Raw genomic sequence first — 18,349 nt, 5'->3', positions numbered from 1 at the left:
GAATTTACCATCGACTACGACGTCGATGGCCAGCCCCGCTCGGCCAAAGTCTGGAAATTGGCTCATCTGAAACGTGATCCGGCCACCTCGTCCAGGATTGATATCCAGCCTTGGACGCAGGTGTTCACACACTCACGTACGGACTGGGTTGATCGTCAAAATGCCAAGCAATGCGAGGCCTGCGGTCGATCCGATATTCCGTGTCAGGTGCACCATATCCGGGGAATGGCCGATGTTTCGCACCGCGGCTTTGTCGTGAGGATGAAGGCGGCCCGCGCGCGCAGGACAGTAGTCCTGTGCGAGCAATGCCACCGGGATACTCATGCTGGCCGATTGCCCGATCAGCGCGAAGGACTGGTAGGTCACAGTGGAGAGCCGCATGCAGTGAAAGCTGCACGTGCGGTTCGGCGGGGGGATCAGGGCTGACTCCATGAGCAGCACCAATCCTACCCGACTGACGGAAACGGCAGGGCCCTACTACTTCGATTGTCCGGCCTCGATCCTCGACCTGCTGGGGCCGCCGATCAATGACCATGCCGCCGAATGGCGCGCCAGATGTCGCCAGCGCCTCGCGCTGACGTCGCGTCGCAAGCCGCGACCAGGTGACACCCTGGTGCTCCCCGAACCGCTGACATTTTCCGACGGGATCAGCGAGCAGACGTTCCGGGTTGGCTCCTGGGGCACGAGGACCGTTCTCCTGCGCGCGGGCGACGGGGCCGGTGTGCGGATCTCGCGGCTGATGAGCAGGGCCTGGAACCTTGTCGCGCCCGAGGGGGCGGCATCAGCCGCGTCGGGCGCGAGGTGATCGGCGCGGCCGGCGCACAGCCGGTCTGACCCCCCGGCAGTTCACCAATTCTGGCGCGGCCGGGACCGCTGCTGCGCAACCTTTCGACACGAAGGAATTGGCGCATGTCCAATTGCTATACGCATACCTGCTTCGCGTTCCGCGTGACGCCTGACGAGCACGCGCTTCTCGCCGAGGCGGTCGCGCTTGCGGCCTTCCTCGAAGGAGAACCCCTCCAGGACGAGATCGCAACGCGCTGGACGCAAGCTGACGCCAGCTTTCGCGCGCTGTTCCCGGCTATTGACGAAAATCCGGTGTCAGGGTTCCTTGCGATCTTCAACGATCCCGATTTCCCGACCTTCGGGACGACATTCGTGTTCGGCGACCACAATCCGGCCTCGATCTCGGTGTTCGGGCAAGCCGACCAGTTCGAGCCGGACGCGGTTGCGGCACTGTTCCAACGGATCCTCACGCGATCGTGGCCGCTGATCGTCACCTGGGGCTACGACAGCGATCGATACCAGCCCGACGCCTTCGGCGGTGGCGGCTTCCGGATCGATGCCAATGGCATCCACCGGATCGAAACCAGCCACCTCAATGACAACGAGCGGTTCGCCCCGAAACTCGTCCTTGCCATGCGGGATGACGAGGAGGGGTTGCTGTTCTGGAACAAGACCGACGGTTTCGGATCCCTCGAGACGGCGGACGTCTTCACCGATGAGCAGGCGCGGGACGTGGATGTTCCGATCGGACATGACCAGCCTGAGTGGATCGCCTTGCCGGGCGGCTTGAGGAACTGAACGGCACGGGCCTGCCTGGACGGCGCCATGGGGCGGGTCTGGCGTGATAGCCTGGACTCCCATTGCGCCGACCCTTTCGCCGCCCATCCGACCATCCGGTCTTCGACCGGGCTTCTCCGGCGTGCCGGACCTGGCCTTGTCCCGGGATGCTGGCCTCTCGCTTCGGCCGCTGCCTCCGTGTCCGGCTCTGGCGGCGGGTTCAGAGAGAAGGGGGTGAGGAGGAAGGTGTGGCGGGAATGGACCCGTTCACGAACCCGTACCGGCCCCCGAGCAGCAAGACGGGGCGGCATATGAAGGAGAATACGGCAATGAACATCGGTCAACTCAAGAAGAATGCCTCCGGCAACTTCATCGGCAAGATCCAGACCGCGACGATCGACCTCGTCATCGGCCTGCGCCCGGTCACCTCGACCAACCCCGATGCCCCGCGTTTCGATGTCATGGTGCGCACGCGCAATGGTACCTTCATCCCGGCTGGTGGCCTGTGGGAGAAGATGGCCGCCAACGGCACCGGCGCCTTCCTCCAGGGCCAGATCGACGATCCGAGCTTCGAGGCGCCGCTCTCGATCGCGCTGTTCACCCAGCAGGACGGCGCGCTCAACGTGGTCTGGTCGCGTCCGCGCCGCCGCATGACCAATCCCTTCGACGAGGGTGCACCCACCAGCGCCGATGGCGATGCCACCTTCAGCCCGCGCAGCGAAGCCTTCGCCGCCCCCAGCGAAGACCCCTTTGCCTCTGCGACGGGCGATTACGTCGGCGCCGAAGCCTGACCCCCCAGGCTTCCCCGACCAACCTTGCGGTCCGACCTCCCCCGCGGTCGGACCGCATTTTTTGCTGGCGGGGCCAAAGGCACGGGCGATGACGGTCGCTTCGGAAGGGCCACGCGCGCCGCTCCCCGGACCAACGGGCGCCCTATGGGCGCCGCCCGAAGCGGTGATCACGGTCGCCCGCCAACGACGATCCCGGTGAAATGCAGGTGCACCGTGCCTCGCCCGCAGACACGGACCCGCGCCGGCCGAACTGCTGCTATCGCCGCGCAATGTTGCAGCGCGCGCTTGCGCGCGGCCGATGCGTCGATCGTGCTGAGCGCGTCGCGAGGTCTGGTCGCGCCTTCGTCCCTCTGGCCCCGTTCGGTCCCCGATGGGCGCGCAGACCGGGGCCCTGCATGACAGCACCGCCCGCCACCGGCACCGAAACGCGATTTTCCTCATCTGCATTGCGGCGCGAGAGAAACCGTCATGTCCATGACGGGCCACACCTTCAGCACCATCGGTTGGCCATCCGCCAGACGGGATGAAACTCTTCGCCCGTGCACGACCTTTGCAACCGCCGACCTCACGCGGCCGTGTTGTCGGCCTGACGGCCTCCGCCCGCACCACCCGCTTGGGATCAGCGGTTCCCCTCGCCGGACGGCAGGCCGCCCGCTCGGTGCAAAGCCCGCTCATTCCCGGGCTTAGCCTTTGTTCATCCCGGCGGGATTGGCCCGCCGATGACACCGAAAGGAATGGCTCATGAACAAGGTTTTTCTCTCCGGTCGCATCACCGCAGACGTTTCGCGCTTCGGCACCGACAGCAAGGGCGGCGTGATGTTCACGCTGGTGACCAGCAAGCCGGTCATCAAGGACGGCAAGGTCCAGAAGGACGAGAACGGCTACACCGAGACCTACGACCAGTTCCACACGATCAAGGCCTTCGGCGGCCTCGGCAAGGCGATCGCCAACAACAAGCACAAGGGCGACAAGCTGCTCGTGACCGGCGAGATCCGCTACTCGCGCAACGAGCGCGACGGCAAGACCTACTACAACACCGAGATCGTCGCCGACGAGATCGAGTTCATCTGACTACCGTGAGCGGGCGGCTCCCCTGAGCCGCCCGTTTTCGCGTGTTCGCTGAGTTAGTGCCTGCCCGCTATCATCACCATCGTCATCGCAATCATGAGGGTCGGCGCGTGCGCGCCGGCCCTTTTATCCTGCTTCCTCTCCCCTGGCGGATGTCCGCCCGGGGAAAGGAAGGAGCTGTAATACCCAACCCTTTCTGTGTCCTCCCAGTGTGGCAACCCGGCCTGGCGCCCCGTCAAGGATGCAGGGTTCCCCCAATTTTGTCGCCGGCGGCCTGGCGGCCCCGCCCCCAAAATCGGCTCCCCCATGCCCCGCTTCGCGGCGTCAACCGGGGTCCGGGCCGCGATGCGACCTGGCTTCCCGGTTAACGTCCCTGACTGGGCTGGGCACGGCTTGCCGGATGAGGGGCGTCATCAAGCCGATGACGAAACTCAGGAGCTACACGTCATGCAAACCTTCTCGAACTTCGCCGATCTCGCGAGCTTCATCGCCGAGGAAACCGGATCGACCGACCAGGCATCGACCTATGCGCACGCCTTCATCGAACATGACGAACGCGCCAAGCTGTCGATCGTTGACGAGGCGGAAGTCTGCTTCATGCCCGATCCAGACCAGGCCCGCGCCGCTGTCGAAATGGTCATGACCACGCTGTTCGACGTGCTGCGCGATACGCGGCTCGAACCTTTCGCTGCCGATCTCGCCTGGGGCTTTGCCAACAGCTTCCACGTTGTCGCCAAGCGCATCGAGGGCCGCGAGGACGATGCCGCCAGGGAACTGGGCGAACTGGTGCGCATCTCGGACCCGTCCGAAATCCACGCGACGCAAGTCGAGGACACGCGCCTGCTGTGCGAGACGCTTGAGAGTTGCCGCGAAGCGATGGAGTGCATGCGCGACCATGCGGCGCAAGTGTTCCACGTCGAAACCGGCCGACCCTTCTCGACCACGCGGGGATCGCGGGTCAGTTCGGCGACGACCGCGAGCCAGATCGAGGCCCGCGATTTCCTGGCGGCGCGCGCAGCCAAGCGCCGCGAAGCGCATGCACCCACCGGTCCCGTCGTGATCTTCTCAGGTGGAGACACCTGGCATGACCACGAACTGCTCTACAAGGCGCTCGACGATACCTTCGCGCGCATTCCGAGCATGATCCTTGCGACCACCGCCCAGCACCGGGGCTGCGACCAGATCGCGCACGCCTGGGCGGCCTCGCGCGGCGTTGCGACGGTGCGCTTCACGCTCAATCGCGCGATGGGCAAGCGCGCAGGGTTCGCCCGCAACGAGCAGATGATGAACCTCAAGCCTGTCCACGCGGTGATCTGCGAGGGATCGGGACTTCAGGCCAACCTCCTGACCAAAGTGCGCGAGGCGGGCGTTCCCTACCATGCCTTCGCCGCGAGCCACCAGCAGCCGGCCTTTCCCGAAGGCGCGCCTGCCGTGAACGGGCAGCGGCGGTTTGCGCGGCGCGGTGCCGCATTCTGAACCTGCCGCAAGGAGGGCGCTGCACCCTGCGGCGTCCTCCATTTTCTCTTTTCTATCTGGCGGCAAGGCACGCGGGCGTAGTGGGGCTCTGGCCCCACATGCCGCGCGCCTGGTCGGGACAAAGCAAGCGCGATCAGGACCGGGGCGCAGGCGGCGGCAGGCTGTTGCCCGGTTGCCAGGCCACATGGCGCACCCCCGGCGTCATCATCAGCGCGGCCAGCGCGTCGTCGTAGGCGGGATCGGAGACGTTGCGCACGAGGTGGACTGCGGTCGCATCGAGCCCGGTATCCTTGAGCGCGATACTGGCGATCGGTTGGTCAGGCCCAAGGTTGACCCTCAGCCCCTTCACGAAGCGCCGCCCCTCGCCGACGGCCTTGCTCACCAGCGCGCGTTCGTCGAGGCTTTCGTAGGGCATCCATTCGCGGGTCACCAGAATGACCGCGATCTCGAAAAGCTGGGGCAGGCCCGAGGCCCCGATCGAGAAGGAGGCGCTCATCACCAGGTGTCCGCCGCCACCGTCCGAGCGCCACAATTCTTCTTCGACCGCGAACCGCTTGTGGAAACGGCGCGCCATCTCCTCGTCCATCAGGAACGGCCAGTCGGGCAGGTGGCGTAACACGATCTTCTCGCCGAAACGCGCCGGCTCGATCGCCTTGATCTCGCCGATCACGACCATGATGGCCTCATTCGAGGCATGCGCCATCGCGAGGTCCGACCGGCGCCGCCCGGCAATGTCCTCCTTCTGCTCCAATTGGAACGTCTCGGGCACGAACAGCACGCGCGCCAGGCTTTCGCCGCGCGCCCGGCAGGCAAGCCCGGCATGGAGCAGCGCGCGCCTGACCACGAACCAGTTGCGCTTGCCCCCCATGCGCGGATGCCAGTGCGTCAGTTCCGCCTTGTCCCACAGGAAATGCAGCAGCCCCTGCATCGTCAGGCGCAAGCCATTGGTCCTGACTGCCGGCTTGTCGTTGGTGAAAGCCGAAGGCGCGGCGCGCGCCGGCCCGCGCGACAGCGGAAACGCAAATTTGAGTTCGGTCTCGCCGCTGTCCTCGTGCTCGACCACCGCCGATCCCCGGACCTGGCCGAGCCCTGTCAGGGAATCGGGTGCCTCGTAGTGATTACAGGCCGAGGCATGGCGCGGTCCCGTGCCGGGCCAGCGCGCCAGCACGTATCCACCCTGTCGGTGCGCGATGTAGAGCGGCAGCTTGTGATCGCGCCGGCACAGGCAGATCGCGCGCTCGCGCTGGCCGTGCGCCTGCGCGAGCAAGCCGGCAAGGCCCGGATCGTCCTCGGCAATCTCGCGCTCAAGCAGATGGTAGTGCTGCATGTCTGGCCCTCCGGCGCTTGCGAACAACGACAGCGTCGGAACCGGGCATCGTGCAACGCGCAGGCAGCGACACCATCCCGCGGCCATCATAAGGGGGCAGGGGCGGCGCCTGCAAGGACACAGAAACACAACAGGTCGCCATAGCCGTCCCATGATGGTGGCAGTGCGCGGCCTCCCTCAAGGATGAGCGGTACCCCCAATTTTTCCTGGCGGAAAAATCGGCACCCCCGCTCCCCGCTGCGCGGCGGCTTCGCCGTCCTTGACCGAGACCACGCACCGCCACCGTCCGCCTGCCCGTCGATACCGACGCAGGAGGTTACAATGATCAATCCCACTAACGAACACGACGATCTCGACGGCATCATCGCCAGCCTCGAACAGGGCTGGCTGGCACAGGCACGCAGAACAGCCGAGGCATCGCTTGCCACCGACGGGCAGGCCGGGACGGCGGAAGGCGAATGGTGGGGCGACTAGCCCCACCCCATCCCTTATCTCATGCTCCCGGAGACAAGCAGGGTGTCAGAACGCACGCCAGCAGCCATCGCCCTCTCGCCTGCTCCAAGCCTGATCCGCCCACCAACATTCGCCGGGATCATGCCCTGGCCCCACCGGAAGACCCAAGCACCCATGCCTTGCGATCAAGCCACCCCACATTCCCCGACGTCGCTCAAATCTGGCGATTGAGGGGCACACCGTACACGGATATCCGTATTTTCATGGCAAAAAATGGCGGAAATCCACGACTTTCAGTCGCCGAAGTGTGTGGCAGCTTGCATGCCGACGTTGGCCATTCGTACCCGCAAAAACTGCAGAAATTTACTGATTTTGGCCCGCCGGAGTGCACGGAAAGTGGCTATTTGCACCCGGAGCCTGAAAAGTGCCCTCGAAAGGCATTTCTGGACGGTAATTTTGCCCGACGACAAAGGCAGGAAATGCCGGCGGAATATGAGATCTGGGACACCACGTTGCCGGGGTTCGGCATGCGGGTTCAGCCGGGTGGACACCGATCCTGGTTTGTCCGCGTACGCTATAGGGGGCGGCACCGTCGGATTACGCTTGGCAGCGCGGATGAGGTGGAGGCCCTGGTCGCGCGCCGGGAAGCGCGGCGCCATCTCGCCGAGGTTGCGCTTGATGGCTTGCCCAAGCGACCCGAGGTTCCTGTGGGACCAGTTTTCATCGACTATGCCGAAGAGTTTTGGCGCGACTGCGCGCGTCATTGGAAGCCCTCTACCCAGAGACGTAACCGGACCGCGCTAGACCATCATATCCTGCCGTTCTTTGCAGAACACCGGGTCAACGAAATGGACAGGACCGACATCGTGCGTTGGCGGGACAACTGCGCGGATGTCGCCGAGGCGAAGTTCAACCGCGCGGTGCCGGTACTGGCCGCGATGCTCAAATATGCTGAGCAGCTGGGCTACAGGCCAAAGGGCAAGAACCCCTGTCGGGGCATCGAACGGTTCCGGCGTAAGGCGATGGAGCGGTTCCTTAGCCCCGGCGAGTATGCACGACTCGGGCGTCAGCTTGCCGAAGTGCAAGACGTTTATCCCAATGAGGTCGCGGCGATCAGCCTGCTGATCTTTACTGGCGCGCGCCTGAACGAGATTTGCGGGCTTCACTGGGATTGGGTCCAGCCTCCGCGTCTTGTGCTGCCGGACAGCAAGACCGGGGCAAAGATCGTCATGCTCAACAGGCAGGCCCTGGCAATTCTCCAGAGCTTGCCACGACGCGAAGGCGTCTCGCTGGTGTTCCCGAAAAAGCGGGGCAAGGGGCACATGTCTCTTGAAGCATTCTGGTGGCGGTTTCGTCGAACCTGTGCGCTGCCGGACGTTCGTTTGCATGATCTCCGCCACAGCTTCGCTTCGATAGCCGTGCGGGAAGGTGTGCCCTTGGCAACGATCGGCCGGCTGCTCGGCCATGCCTTGCCGGAAACCACTGCCCGTTATGCCCACCTTGCCGACGAGACGATTGCCGAAGCTGCGGCGCGTGTATCCTCGACTATGGCATCAGCTCTGGGATTGAGGTCATGACGCAGCTGTCGCTTCGTGAAATCGTCGCCGGGGCACTCGGAGAAGTCGGACTGGACCGCGCGCTTGCGGCTGAGCCAAGGGGCAGGGCGCGCACTACGACTTGGCTCGCGGGCGAGCGTGGCATTGGGATCCGTCATTACCAGAGTGGCCGCAAGACCTACGTCGTGCAGACCCGCATGAGTGGGCGGATGCGTACGGTGACGATCGGGCCCGCCCATGTTCTTACGCGCCATCAAGCCATTACCGTTGGTCGCCGCGTCTTGGCACACGCCCAGGTCGGACATGATCCCGCCGAGGTGCGGCAGCGTGCAAGGACGGCGCCGCGCATGGACGATTTTATTGCCGAGTATTGGGAGCGGTGCGCTCCCGGTTGGAAGGCGTCGACGTTGGAGACGATGACGGGCTATCGGCGCTCGCACATCGACGGTGCGTTTCCGGACGCCTGCATCGACACGCTGGATGAGGCTGCACTTGCCCGATGGTTTGCCGCGCTGACGGATAGGTCCGGGCCTGCGGCTGCCAACCGTTGTCTCGAAATCCTCCGCGCAGCGCTCAACAAGGCGGAGGCGTGGGGCTATCGTCCGGAGAATTCCAATCCCTGCTGCGCCATCCGGCAAAACAGGCGCGTGCATCGCAAGCGCTTTTTGTCAGGTGACGAACTGGCGCGTTTGGGAGCCTTGCTCGTGGCTGGCAGGGCAAGCAATGATCTGGTTGCTCGTACGCACGCTTCGGCGATTACTCTGCTGCTTCTCACTGGGTGCAGGATCGGTGAAATCCTGAGCCTGCAGTGGAGCGACCTTCGTGGATTGCGGCTAAACCTGCGTGATAGCAAGACCGGCCCGCGAACCGTTTGGCTCGGTCAGGAAGCACGCGATGTGATCGATGCGTTGCCGCGAAAAACGGGAATTGGTCAACTGTTCTGGAACTGGCGCAATAAGAGTCCCATCCGCAGTCTGGCCCACGTATGGGTCGAAATGCGCCGAAAGGTTGGTCTCAATGACGTGCGACTGCACGATCTTCGCCACACGTTTGCCAGCCACGCCGCGATGAACAGCGAGAACTTGCCGATGATCGGGAAGCTGCTTGGCCACGCTCGCGTTGCTTCCACAGCGCGCTACGCTCATCTGGATGATTGGCATCTGTTGGAGGCGACTGCAGCTATTGGTGATCTCGTCGATCGGCTAATGTGCGGAGGCAACGTTTGAGGCTGCTGCAGGGGACTGGGGATCCTACCAACTCGTCCACAGCAGAGTTATGCCAATTTTGGTCCAGACCGACCGCACGCATCGTCAAGATTTAGGTCGATCTGGATCGGCATGTAGCGCGGCGATCTGGCTGAGAGAGCGCTACAATCATCGGTGTCCCAGTGTCAGGCAGGACCAAACGGCAGCGTGCCGCCAACGGTTTTGAGCTGATCCAGCAGCTGATCGGTCGCTGCCGTCAGCCGTGCGTGCTCAGCGCTAAACTCGCCATGTGCGCCAATACCATTAACCAGTGCCGCCTGCGCTTCCCGCTCGGAAATCCATGCCAAGCGGGCATGGATGTGGGCAAGGCGGGTGGTGATTTAATGCTCGGTAAGGGGTGGGGTATTTTTCATTGTCATTCCTTTGATTTGTCACCCAACGGACCATCGGCTGGGCCAAATCTATTTATCTTCGGCGAACACCCACTACGCCGAATCTGGCGAAAAAATTTGCGCGGGCGTCACCCCAGCGCGATGCCCAACCGCTCACTGGCGACGTGCTTGCCGTAGGCTTTGGCCAACTCCCAGACGAATGAGACGCTGGCGTTTCCTGCCTTTGACATACCCGCCTTCGTGCGTTTCCAGACCTCGGGGTCTCGGATGGTATCGAGGAATTCGTGGCCGTTCCATGTGATGCGATCGACCAGCCAACCTCCGCCTGTTCGGTGAAACTCCACGAACCCCGCATCGTCCAGCAGGCCAAGGTGGTAATCGAGGCGATCGGCTTCATCCGCTGGCAGGGCTTCGGCGGGATCAACGCCCAGGGCAGCAGCAACGTCATCGCCGATTGTATCGAACACGCGGCGACCATCTTCGATGTCGAGCAACAAGGTGCGGATGAAATCCATGTCGCGCTTGAGCGGCCTGCCCATAGTTACTCCTTCGGATACCGTCTCGCAAAGCGCACGGGCGCTGCTACAAAAGGATGGCGTAGGAAGCGGCGGCGTCATCATGCCCTTGTGGAAGGGGCCGATGTTTCTGACTGGAAGCGCCGCTTCCTACATCCGATCGCGCTGCAGTGGATCGCAGCACAAAATCTCAGGCCTGTTTCGCCTCCACCTTCGCGCGGCGGCGCTTGTTCTGGTCGGCGGTCTTGGCAAACTCGGGGGCGATTTCCTCCAGCTTGGCCAGCAGGCCGTCGAGCACATAGCCGTTGCTGTCCTGCCCCTGGTGAAGCTTGAAGCGCTTCTCACGGCGGATGAAGCCCTTGTTCTCCAGACTGGTCAGGTGCCGTTGCACCATGCGCTCGCTCTTACCCATGCGCGCGGCGATGGTCTTCTTGGCAGGGTGCGGGTCCTGATCCGCCGTCCACCAGTGGCTGATAAGCTGAAGCAGGACGTTGAACTCGTCGGGTGCCAGGTCGAGACGGCCTTGCCCCCAGAATAGGATCGACGGCAGCGTGCTGTAGCCCCGCGCCATGATGGCGTCGGACCACTTTTCCTTCCCCGCCTTCCTTGGCTTCTTGATGCCAGGCAGGGCGAAAATGTTATCGCCTAGGGCGATCGGCGGGGTCGGGGTGGTTGGTGGCGTGCTCATGCAGCCTAGATACGCCGATGATTTGCAAATTCCAGAGGGGCAGGGGGGTCAAATCTGGCTCCCCCTTATATGTTTACATATCCTGCTTAGCTGCTTCATGTGCTTACGAGCTCGCTGTACTTCGAGAGACATGGGCGGCCTACCCCTCGGGGACAGATTCGTCCCTCAGCGGAAGGACAAGAATGTCTCCACCAAAATTCGCAGGCCCGCCATTCTCCCGCCGACGGAGAAACACCCACCCCGCGGCCTGCATGCAGTCGATCAGACGCACCGCCTGGTTGTACCCGATCCGCAACTCGCGCTGTAGCGCAGAAATGCGCACATGGGGATTACCGCCTGCGAAGGCGACGGCGCGGCGATAGACATCAAGTTCACAGGCAATGTTGGTCATGTCGGCATCGGGCGGAAGCATGGGCCAGACCTACAGGACGTTGGCACGCGGTTGCGCACGAACGCGGGCTTTGGGGGCGATCACAGTCACCGCCGTTGGCGAACGATCAACGACGGAATCCACCATGCCGAAAATCTCGACATGCCCGCCGTCATTCATCACCGAACCATTGACCATGCCGTGGATCGTGGCGCGGGCTCCCGCCTCGACCACGAGGTCTCCTGTCACCATGCCGTGCAGCACAAGGGTGAAGCCAGACCGCACGGTGGCAAGCTCGGTAATCATGCCATGCACGGCAAGATCGCGGTCGATGAAGAACGGGCCTTCGAATTTTCCCTGCACGCTGTCCATGTCGCCTCGCTGAATTTGGTTGGGTGACTGTACCACAAGTGGCGCGTGATCGTGAGGCCTACACCTGCGCCTTGCCACCAACAGTGATGGCGCGGCGATCCTTGAACTAGATCAGGACACGCTCCACCTCGTCCAGGGTCACATCGTCGGGCCGCCGATCGTAGAGCTGAGTGGTCCGCGTGGAACTATGGTTCGCCATGGTAGCGGCTTTTTCCAGCGTCCCCCCGTTCTTGAGATAGGCGGTGATGCCCGTCGCGCGAAAGCTGTGATTGCCAAGCGCCGTGGCAATGCCAGCAGCCACGGCGCGACGGCGCACCATGGCATGGGCGTTGGCTTGGGGCAGGGGAGTGCGACTCAACTGCTTCGTCTTGCGGTCGATCGTCCGAAACAGTGGCCCGCGCGGGTCGGCGGCCAATCCGCACTGCTCTATATAGTCGTGGAGGTACTGCTCCAGACTGTGGTGGCAGGGCATGGCGTGCTCCTTGCCACCCTTCTCGTGCAGCCGAACCCAAAGGCGGCGGTCCTGCACGAACACGTCGCCAACCTGCATTTGCAGGGCGGCGCCGACGCGCGCGAAAGCGTAGGTCATTAGGCCGATCAGCGCACGATCGCGCAATCCAACGGGCGTGGTTGCATCGATGCTATCGAGCAAGGTGCGGGCCTCTTGGGGAGACAGCACAGGGGTTTTGCCGCGACGGACGCGGTAGGCGGGACCGCGCACCGAAGCGGCTGGGTTGTGGGGCACGATTTGCCCCGTCACCATCCAATCGAACAGATGCCGAATGGCAGCAAGCCGCTGCTTGACCGTAGGCGCGGCGCGGCTGCGCGTTTGCAGCTCGACCCAACTAGCCACGTGCAAGGGCTGCACGTCGGCCAGCGATGCAACGCCTGCCGCCTGTTCGCACCATTGGAGAAAATCCAAGGCGGCACGGTAGTAGGCGCGGCGCGTGTGCGGATTTCGGATGGCAGCGGCAAAGAATTCCAGAAACCGCATGCCCGCGCCCTGCACCGAGCGCGCCACGATCGGCGGCAAGAGGGTCGGGTCAATGCGGGCGAGCTGGTTCATGCGGCTGCCTCTCCATCCTGCCGTGGACGTCCAAGCAAACCGCGAATCTTCTCGATCCGAGAGCTGGCCAGTTCTGCGGCCAACCGATCGAAATCCATGTCGGCTAAGGCGGATTTGGCCATTTCCTTGGCCCAATCAGGCATCGCGGTTGAGGCTGAGACTGCACTCATCGTGTCGTCCAGACTGATCGAGGCGCTTCCATGTGCGAGGAAGCCACGCTGCTCGATCGCTTGAAAGATCGCCGTATTGGCAGCACGATCACATTCTGCCGCTAGCTCCTTGGTATAGGTGAAGGTGCAGGGCAAATCATCGGCTTGCCCTCGTTTGCTAATGCCCGTTGGGCAGAGCACATAGATCACCTGGTTGTCGCTATGGCCTGCGGCGGCAGGGTCTATGCCTCGGTGAACAATGGCATCGCGAAGTTCGAGAGCGAAGTCGAAATTCGCGGGCGCAGCGAAATTGCGCTTCACCTCATCGCGGAATGCCCCGCGCTTGACCTGTTCGGTTGCGACGAGATGGTCGTCCACAAGGTCGATCGCCCCGAAGAGATTGGCGAAATACAGGTAGTGGAACATTTTGATGTCCTGACCTGTCGAGCCATGCGGACATGTATCTATCTTCACCCGCGCCCACTGGCGGGTTTCCAGATACCATGACAGCCCTTCAAAAAATGCGGTGCCTGGATCGCTCATCTCTCTACCTCACTGTATGTGATAAAGGACATTATCACATATTAAACCGCAGGCGAGGGGGGTGAGGGACGACGACGGTCTCGAACCTGCATTTTCCGACGCCCTGTTGCAGAAAAGTCGGTAGCCGAACGTCGCGCTTGCAAATTGTACGCAATCGCGTACAATGGCGGAATGCGCACCACGTCCTACAGTGATTTGAGGAAGAACCTCTCGGCGATGATCGATGCAGTGAATGCCGATCACGAGCCTGTCGTGATTACCCGCGATCGGGGCAAGCCGTCGGCCGTCCTGATGTCGTTGGAAGACTACGCCTCATTTGAAGAGACGCGCTATCTGCTGAAGAGTCCCGCCAACGCCGCACGACTTGCCGCGTCGATCGAAGCGCTGGAAGCGGGCAAAGGGGTGGAACGCCCTCTCGCCGAATGAAGCTGATCTTCAGCGAGCATGCGTGGGAAGACTACTGCTATTGGCAGGGCCAGGACCGCAAGCTCGTGCAGCGCATCAATGGTCTCATCAAGGAATGCGTGCGCACCCCGTTCACGGGCACCGGCAAGCCTGAGCCGCTTCGCGGCTCGCTGTCAGGCTGGTGGTCGCGGCGCATCAATCTGGAGCACCGGCTCGTTTACAAACCAACCGACGACGGCCTGCTGATCGCGCAGTGCCGGTATCACTACTAGGGTCGTTACCGTGGCAACCTGAGTCCAGCATTGTCACAATCAATCAGTAAATTATGCAAGCGAACCAGCTCGGCGATAATCGGCCGCATTTCGTGCGGCTGACCGAGGAGTACGAACGTGAGATTCTCGACATAGAAGCCCTTGAATACGTGCAAGGGTACCTCAGATTCTGGGACTGAATAGCCGACATGGTCAGGTATGATCTGCCCGACCAAATGACCTGCAAGATACTTGTCCAACCTCTCGTCAAAATGCTCGATCGCATTGCGCAGCTCTCGATCGGCGAGTGGGCTATCGGCAGGAACGGCGAATGCCTGACGCAACTGCATCGCTCGGTCCGCGTGGATAGACGCGTTACGCGCAGGGAAGAAATACCGAGATATACACCCGAATTGATGGAGTATGTTCTGTAGCTCTTGGAACAAGGCTTCCTTCGGCAGGGCCAAGGCCCGCTCATCGTCGGCGTCAACCAATTCCAACCAGCGCTGTAACAGCTCGATCGAGCGGGCAGCGGACTCGGTATGCCATTGCATCGCTAGGATATAAAAGGCTTCAAACGGCGGATGAATACCTGCCGCCATACCTGCTATGCCCGTGCCGCTTCGGCCGCCATATGACCTGCAAGCGACGTGACGAAGGTCTTGAGGCTGGTCAGTTCGGACAATTCGCAAAAGTCGCCCGTTGCCGACGCCGTGCGAGGCGATGCCATGAGGGCCGCGGCGCTATACAACTGCTCCTTCGCCAGGCGTTGGCACAGAATGTCGTAGCGCTTAAGGTATGACGCTCCCTGAAACTCAGCGAAAACAGGAAAGTGCGGGGACCGATCAGTCACGGGACGGCGGGATTCGGGTGCATCCTCCACCATCATCAACCAGCCCACAAATGGTTTGGGCTGGTTGCCGAACGCGCCTTCGCGGTACGCAGTCCAAAGGTCGTGGGCGGTGCCGATGGCTTCCTCGGACCGATTATTGAAGTTGTTGCCGAACGATGGGCCAACCTGGCTCTTGAGCTCGATGGCGGCAATCAGCCGCCCGCCGCTCATCACCAAAACGTCCCACAGCTTGGTTGGCCGATAATACCCAGGCAACGTCAGGACAGAGCGCTGTTGGTGAATTTTAGCATCGGCGGGGCCATTGGCCTCCACGATGTCGATCAGCATGGCGAGAAAACCATCCATGTTCTTGCCAGCGGTAACGCCAGCGCGTTCGCCTTGATCGGCCTTGCCTGCTTCGATCTGCGCCTGGCGTGCCTTCTCACGATTGCCCCAAAAGGCCATCGCTGCTTCTTTTGCCTTCGCTTCGTAGTTGGCCAAATCAAGCGCCATTGGCAGACCCTCCCCCAAGTGCTGCCCGCTCTAGGGGAGACAGCTGATACAATTCAAATGCCGCCAGATTGCAGGCGTCTAGGTCTTTGGCCGACGCTGACGCGATCAGCCGCCGCTTAAGCGGTGCGGGAACGTCCTGCCACTTCGGCAGGCGGATACGGCGAAGATATTGCGCCTGGAAGCGCAGGTAGCCGCCCCGCATTTTCGTCGAGTAGGTCGCGACGAAGAGCCGTGCGATGCCAGAAAGAAGAACTGCCTGAAGCGCACGCATATCCCAACTGTCGGACGTGATAAAATAGAGGTTGTGATGCGGGTAGAGCCGCCCTTCCTCATAGACGATGTTCGCTTCACCTTTGATGTCCGGAATCAGGAGCTTTGGCCTTTGGGCAAGCTCAGGATAAATGCGATCGATCGTGCGATACCAGTTGGCGGGGGCTTTCTGCGCCACATGCCGATTGGCGATCTGATCTTTGCGCTCCTCAAGATAACGACGCAGGCGTGGGTAATCACTAAGGTTCACCAAGCGCCCATCATCGCCAAACGGATTGATGACCCCCTGTCCGCGCCACAGAACGATGCCGCTGTCGATATCACGGGTTGTCGCCATCGGCAGCTTTCTGCTCGGCTCAACATCCAACGCTTCGTAAGGACCTGTGAATGCCTTATCTGCGCCGGTCGCGACACCAATGCCAACCTTACAACCAGCCTCTTCGATCGTAGGAAAGTCGGCTTCCAGACGGCGGACAAGTGCCAGCTGATCGGTCGATTCAAGAATCCATGGGTTGTCACCATTGGTGACGCGGTGGATCTCACGCGCGCCACTTTCGGGCGCGGGCGTGTGCAGGCCGGTCAACGCTTGGGCGAGGTTAGTCAGTGCGGGTGCGGTGATCGCGGGGCGATGCGCGATACGCGTCGGCCCTGGCTTCTCACGTGAAATCACCGTGATCGCAGGATAGGCGACGACATCAACGTGGAATGCCGGCGTATCGACCATATCGACGTAGGTCTTGAGGTGGAAGTGGCTGGCGATCAGCTGTCGAAGCGGCCCACCATATCGGTTCTTCATCCAACGGTCAGAACAGATAAAGCCCATGTGCCCGCCTGGTGCGAGCATGTGGGCGGAACGCTCAATGAACGGGATGTAGATATCGGCACGGTCGTAGATGGTGCTGTAGCGGGCGCGATATTCCGCCATCAGAACATCGGGGATCATCTCTTGCCGAATGTAGGGCGGATTGCCCACGATGAAGTGGAATTGGCCGTCAATGGGGGCGAGCAAAAAGTCACCGCAGGTAAGCCAGTGATCGGCGATTATGGTGGCGTCGCGGCTGCTGATATGCGCCGCCCTCAGACGGGCAGTGACTTCTTGGCGCGTGTGTTCAGCAGAAGCATGGTGCAGCTCAACCGCGCGCAGCGCATCGCATAGCGTTGCTACAGGGGCTGGCGATCCAGCCATGCGCCAAGCGTCCAACAGGCGGTCGACGATTGGGAGTAGAAAATCTCCTTGCCCGAACGAGGGCTCGAGCACCCGCCGCTCATGCAACGGCTGATCGGCGGTGTAGCCAACAAGGTCGAGGATGAAATCCACGACTTCAAGCCGTGTGAAAATGGCACCACGCTCATCCGTGCCACCTAGAGCCATGGTCGCCACAGCCTCTGTCACGGGACAAAAACCTGGCAGTGAAGGGTGCAGCGTGGTGACGGAGGCGGCGCGGGTTGCCATCAGAAAAGCCTCGCTTGCTGCTCAATGACGGGATGAGCTGCGAGGGCAGCAATATCGACGTTTGCCAACCGTACCTTGGCATGGGCTAGATCATATTCCATCTGCCGCAGCAGCCAGGCTTCAGGTTCCCCGCCGAACACCGTTGCAAGACGCACGGCCATCTCTGGAGAGATGCCGCAATGGCCATTCACCAGATTGTTGAGGGCTTGGCGCGTCACGCCAAGCGGCTTTGCTGCTTGGAAAACGGTAAGGTTGTGGCGCCCGAGACAATCGGCACGGACGGCCTTCCCAGGGTGCTGAGGCTCAATTACATACATAGAACAAAACTAGACCATTGTTGGCTCGAGGCGTCAACTGACGCTTGTCTATTGCCGCTCGGGACACAAGGAAAACAGACTAGTTGTGCACAGGTGGGTGAGCCGTGAGCACTGCTTCAAATGCGCTGACATCGTACTCAGGCTGCCCTGAGGCACCCACTGGTACAAAGTGAATTCCTGCGGTGTCGGACTCCCGCTTGTATCGGCCTGGCGTGCGCTTTTGATATGGATGGGTAGTCCGCTCGGTCCATGGCGTGAATGCTGTGGCAGCCGCCTTTGTCTCTTGGGCAATGACGCTGTCATGCTGAGGCGCTGCTCCTCGCCACAGCTCCGAGCGAGGGCTGAGCATCGCCAGCGCCTCTTTTTCCGTGATGCCTGGGACAGCAAAACTAGCCACGCGTAAGCGCGAAAATGGGGTCTTCGTGTTGATCTCGCAAACGAGATACGCCTTCCGATCAAACTGAAGGTGCCAGCCCGGAGTTACCAGCATGCGGAAGGCCGTGCCCTGCTTGAGGCGACGCGATACAAATTTTTCGGCTTCTTCCCGCGAGCTTTGAAGCGTCCCCTTCTGGTAGCGAGCGATCCAAGTTGAATGCCAAGCATTGCGGCCACTGGAAACATGGAACAGCAATATCGGTGTCGCAGAGTGCGGATTCCGAGGTGATCGCGCGCGGTGTTCCGATTTGATGGCGCGCGGGATTCCGAGGTGATGGCGCGCAGCGTTCCGAGAATTATCCGCGCAGCATTCCGAGGTGATGGCGCGCAGTTTGAGGT

At 61.9% G+C, this 18,349-nt stretch carries 23 protein-coding genes and 1 pseudogene; 11 read left to right on the top strand and 13 right to left on the bottom strand.

Going from position 1 to position 18,349, the window contains the following annotated elements:
- The 6 genes and pseudogenes from LDN95_RS21280 to LDN95_RS21255 form a co-directional block, all read left to right on the top strand.
- Positions 1-426 (top strand): annotated as a pseudogene (locus LDN95_RS21280) (RNA-dependent DNA polymerase); the annotation flags it as partial.
- A gap of 4 nt (positions 427-430) precedes the next feature.
- Positions 431-805: a hypothetical protein gene (locus LDN95_RS21275; RefSeq protein WP_226019545.1), complete on the top strand. Its 375-nt coding sequence runs from the start codon at positions 431-433 to the stop codon at positions 803-805.
- Positions 806-948: 143 nt separating this feature from the next.
- Positions 949-1,584 (top strand): hypothetical protein, encoded by a 636-nt coding sequence (locus tag LDN95_RS21270; RefSeq protein ID WP_226019544.1) that lies wholly within the window; start codon positions 949-951, stop codon positions 1,582-1,584.
- 308 nt (positions 1,585-1,892) lie between these two features.
- Positions 1,893-2,354 (top strand): DUF736 domain-containing protein, encoded by a 462-nt coding sequence (locus LDN95_RS21265; RefSeq protein WP_226019543.1) that lies wholly within the window; start codon positions 1,893-1,895, stop codon positions 2,352-2,354.
- Positions 2,355-3,095: 741 nt separating this feature from the next.
- The gene (locus LDN95_RS21260; protein ID WP_226019542.1) at positions 3,096-3,425 is read left to right on the top strand and encodes a single-stranded DNA-binding protein; all 330 of its coding nucleotides are present in this window, start codon (positions 3,096-3,098) and stop codon (positions 3,423-3,425) included.
- Positions 3,426-3,869: 444 nt separating this feature from the next.
- Positions 3,870-4,898, top strand: a complete 1,029-nt coding sequence (locus tag LDN95_RS21255) for a DUF2493 domain-containing protein (RefSeq protein ID WP_226019541.1) — start codon at positions 3,870-3,872, stop codon at positions 4,896-4,898.
- Positions 4,899-5,031: 133 nt separating this feature from the next.
- Here LDN95_RS21255 and LDN95_RS21250 read toward each other — a convergent pair whose 3' ends face one another.
- Positions 5,032-6,225, bottom strand: coding sequence for a DUF1173 domain-containing protein (locus LDN95_RS21250; RefSeq protein ID WP_226019540.1), 1,194 nt, complete (start codon positions 6,223-6,225; stop codon positions 5,032-5,034).
- Between the two features lie 321 nt (positions 6,226-6,546).
- Between LDN95_RS21250 and LDN95_RS21245 the strand changes: the two genes are divergently transcribed.
- The 3 genes from LDN95_RS21245 (at position 6,547) to LDN95_RS21235 (ending at position 9,460) form a co-directional block, all read left to right on the top strand.
- Complete coding sequence (locus LDN95_RS21245; protein ID WP_226019539.1) at positions 6,547-6,699, top strand: hypothetical protein; 153 nt, start codon at positions 6,547-6,549, stop codon at positions 6,697-6,699.
- Positions 6,700-6,941: 242 nt separating this feature from the next.
- A complete protein-coding gene (locus tag LDN95_RS21240; RefSeq protein ID WP_226019538.1) occupies positions 6,942-8,255 on the top strand; it encodes a site-specific integrase in 1,314 nt (437 codons plus the stop codon).
- On the top strand, positions 8,252-9,460 hold the full coding sequence (locus tag LDN95_RS21235) for a tyrosine-type recombinase/integrase (RefSeq protein ID WP_226019537.1): 1,209 nt from the start codon (positions 8,252-8,254) through the stop codon (positions 9,458-9,460). Before LDN95_RS21240 ends, LDN95_RS21235 begins: the two co-directional genes overlap by 4 nt.
- A gap of 164 nt (positions 9,461-9,624) precedes the next feature.
- Here LDN95_RS21235 and LDN95_RS21230 read toward each other — a convergent pair whose 3' ends face one another.
- From LDN95_RS21230 to LDN95_RS21200, 7 genes are all read right to left on the bottom strand, one after another.
- A complete protein-coding gene (locus LDN95_RS21230) occupies positions 9,625-9,786 on the bottom strand; it encodes a hypothetical protein (protein ID WP_226019536.1) in 162 nt (53 codons plus the stop codon).
- A gap of 173 nt (positions 9,787-9,959) precedes the next feature.
- On the bottom strand, positions 9,960-10,370 hold the full coding sequence (locus tag LDN95_RS21225) for a DUF2513 domain-containing protein (RefSeq protein ID WP_226019535.1): 411 nt from the start codon (positions 10,368-10,370) through the stop codon (positions 9,960-9,962).
- 166 nt (positions 10,371-10,536) lie between these two features.
- Positions 10,537-11,034, bottom strand: coding sequence for a helix-turn-helix domain-containing protein (locus LDN95_RS21220; protein WP_226019534.1), 498 nt, complete (start codon positions 11,032-11,034; stop codon positions 10,537-10,539).
- Positions 11,035-11,173: 139 nt separating this feature from the next.
- Complete coding sequence (locus LDN95_RS21215; protein ID WP_226019533.1) at positions 11,174-11,425, bottom strand: DNA translocase FtsK; 252 nt, start codon at positions 11,423-11,425, stop codon at positions 11,174-11,176.
- Positions 11,426-11,455: 30 nt separating this feature from the next.
- Positions 11,456-11,776 carry a hypothetical protein gene (locus LDN95_RS21210; protein ID WP_226019532.1) on the bottom strand — a complete coding sequence of 107 codons (321 nt, stop codon included), beginning with the start codon at positions 11,774-11,776 and terminating at the stop codon, positions 11,456-11,458.
- A 106-nt stretch (positions 11,777-11,882) separates the two neighbouring features.
- Positions 11,883-12,842 carry a tyrosine-type recombinase/integrase gene (locus tag LDN95_RS21205; RefSeq protein WP_226019531.1) on the bottom strand — a complete coding sequence of 320 codons (960 nt, stop codon included), beginning with the start codon at positions 12,840-12,842 and terminating at the stop codon, positions 11,883-11,885.
- Complete coding sequence (locus LDN95_RS21200; protein ID WP_226019530.1) at positions 12,839-13,534, bottom strand: hypothetical protein; 696 nt, start codon at positions 13,532-13,534, stop codon at positions 12,839-12,841. Before LDN95_RS21200 ends, LDN95_RS21205 begins: the two co-directional genes overlap by 4 nt.
- A 171-nt stretch (positions 13,535-13,705) precedes the next feature.
- On the opposite strand from LDN95_RS21200, the gene LDN95_RS21195 reads away from it, so the two are divergent.
- Both LDN95_RS21195 and LDN95_RS21190 read left to right on the top strand, forming a co-directional pair.
- A complete protein-coding gene (locus tag LDN95_RS21195) occupies positions 13,706-13,960 on the top strand; it encodes a type II toxin-antitoxin system Phd/YefM family antitoxin (RefSeq protein WP_226019529.1) in 255 nt (84 codons plus the stop codon).
- Positions 13,957-14,211, top strand: coding sequence for a Txe/YoeB family addiction module toxin (locus LDN95_RS21190; protein ID WP_226019528.1), 255 nt, complete (start codon positions 13,957-13,959; stop codon positions 14,209-14,211). Before LDN95_RS21195 ends, LDN95_RS21190 begins: the two co-directional genes overlap by 4 nt.
- A gap of 5 nt (positions 14,212-14,216) precedes the next feature.
- Here LDN95_RS21190 and LDN95_RS21185 read toward each other — a convergent pair whose 3' ends face one another.
- The 5 genes from LDN95_RS21185 to LDN95_RS21165 all read right to left on the bottom strand — a co-directional run.
- Entirely contained in the window at positions 14,217-14,792 is a 576-nt protein-coding gene (locus LDN95_RS21185; protein ID WP_226019527.1) for a hypothetical protein, read from the bottom strand.
- A gap of 5 nt (positions 14,793-14,797) precedes the next feature.
- Positions 14,798-15,535 carry a PaeR7I family type II restriction endonuclease gene (locus LDN95_RS21180; protein ID WP_226019526.1) on the bottom strand — a complete coding sequence of 246 codons (738 nt, stop codon included), beginning with the start codon at positions 15,533-15,535 and terminating at the stop codon, positions 14,798-14,800.
- On the bottom strand, positions 15,525-17,258 hold the full coding sequence (locus LDN95_RS21175) for an Eco57I restriction-modification methylase domain-containing protein (protein WP_226019525.1): 1,734 nt from the start codon (positions 17,256-17,258) through the stop codon (positions 15,525-15,527). Before LDN95_RS21175 ends, LDN95_RS21180 begins: the two co-directional genes overlap by 11 nt.
- Positions 17,258-17,575 (bottom strand): HigA family addiction module antitoxin, encoded by a 318-nt coding sequence (locus tag LDN95_RS21170; RefSeq protein WP_226019524.1) that lies wholly within the window; start codon positions 17,573-17,575, stop codon positions 17,258-17,260. The genes LDN95_RS21175 and LDN95_RS21170 overlap by 1 nt, the downstream gene beginning before the upstream one ends.
- 79 nt (positions 17,576-17,654) lie before the next feature.
- Positions 17,655-18,349 (bottom strand): hypothetical protein (locus LDN95_RS21165; protein ID WP_226019523.1); only part of this gene is annotated, 695 nt, incomplete at its 5' end.

It is taken from the genome of Novosphingobium sp. FKTRR1, from assembly GCF_020404405.1.
Classification (GTDB): Bacteria; Pseudomonadota; Alphaproteobacteria; order Sphingomonadales; family Sphingomonadaceae; genus Novosphingobium.
The sequence above is the reverse complement of the archived record's forward strand: the minus strand, read 5'-3'. Positions and strand labels throughout refer to the sequence as shown.

Bases quoted from the DNA above. Each gene is read 5' to 3' on its own strand.
- LDN95_RS21195 (WP_226019529.1), top strand. From the start codon at position 13,706: ATGCGCACCACGTCCTACAGTGATTTGAGGAAGAACCTCTCGGCGATG.
- LDN95_RS21185 (WP_226019527.1), bottom strand. From the start codon at position 14,792: ATGGCGGCAGGTATTCATCCGCCGTTTGAAGCCTTTTATATCCTAGCG.
- LDN95_RS21240 (WP_226019538.1), top strand. From the start codon at position 6,942: ATGGCAAAAAATGGCGGAAATCCACGACTTTCAGTCGCCGAAGTGTGT.
- LDN95_RS21170 (WP_226019524.1), bottom strand. From the start codon at position 17,575: ATGTATGTAATTGAGCCTCAGCACCCTGGGAAGGCCGTCCGTGCCGAT.
- LDN95_RS21220 (WP_226019534.1), bottom strand. From the start codon at position 11,034: ATGAGCACGCCACCAACCACCCCGACCCCGCCGATCGCCCTAGGCGAT.
- LDN95_RS21260 (WP_226019542.1), top strand. From the start codon at position 3,096: ATGAACAAGGTTTTTCTCTCCGGTCGCATCACCGCAGACGTTTCGCGC.
- LDN95_RS21205 (WP_226019531.1), bottom strand. From the start codon at position 12,842: ATGAACCAGCTCGCCCGCATTGACCCGACCCTCTTGCCGCCGATCGTG.
- LDN95_RS21275 (WP_226019545.1), top strand. From the start codon at position 431: ATGAGCAGCACCAATCCTACCCGACTGACGGAAACGGCAGGGCCCTAC.
- LDN95_RS21225 (WP_226019535.1), bottom strand. From the start codon at position 10,370: ATGGGCAGGCCGCTCAAGCGCGACATGGATTTCATCCGCACCTTGTTG.
- LDN95_RS21265 (WP_226019543.1), top strand. From the start codon at position 1,893: ATGAACATCGGTCAACTCAAGAAGAATGCCTCCGGCAACTTCATCGGC.
- LDN95_RS21180 (WP_226019526.1), bottom strand. From the start codon at position 15,535: ATGGCGCTTGATTTGGCCAACTACGAAGCGAAGGCAAAAGAAGCAGCG.
- LDN95_RS21235 (WP_226019537.1), top strand. From the start codon at position 8,252: ATGACGCAGCTGTCGCTTCGTGAAATCGTCGCCGGGGCACTCGGAGAA.
- LDN95_RS21215 (WP_226019533.1), bottom strand. From the start codon at position 11,425: ATGACCAACATTGCCTGTGAACTTGATGTCTATCGCCGCGCCGTCGCC.
- LDN95_RS21190 (WP_226019528.1), top strand. From the start codon at position 13,957: ATGAAGCTGATCTTCAGCGAGCATGCGTGGGAAGACTACTGCTATTGG.
- LDN95_RS21255 (WP_226019541.1), top strand. From the start codon at position 3,870: ATGCAAACCTTCTCGAACTTCGCCGATCTCGCGAGCTTCATCGCCGAG.
- LDN95_RS21245 (WP_226019539.1), top strand. From the start codon at position 6,547: ATGATCAATCCCACTAACGAACACGACGATCTCGACGGCATCATCGCC.
- LDN95_RS21175 (WP_226019525.1), bottom strand. From the start codon at position 17,258: ATGGCAACCCGCGCCGCCTCCGTCACCACGCTGCACCCTTCACTGCCA.
- LDN95_RS21210 (WP_226019532.1), bottom strand. From the start codon at position 11,776: ATGGACAGCGTGCAGGGAAAATTCGAAGGCCCGTTCTTCATCGACCGC.
- LDN95_RS21250 (WP_226019540.1), bottom strand. From the start codon at position 6,225: ATGCAGCACTACCATCTGCTTGAGCGCGAGATTGCCGAGGACGATCCG.
- LDN95_RS21200 (WP_226019530.1), bottom strand. From the start codon at position 13,534: ATGAGCGATCCAGGCACCGCATTTTTTGAAGGGCTGTCATGGTATCTG.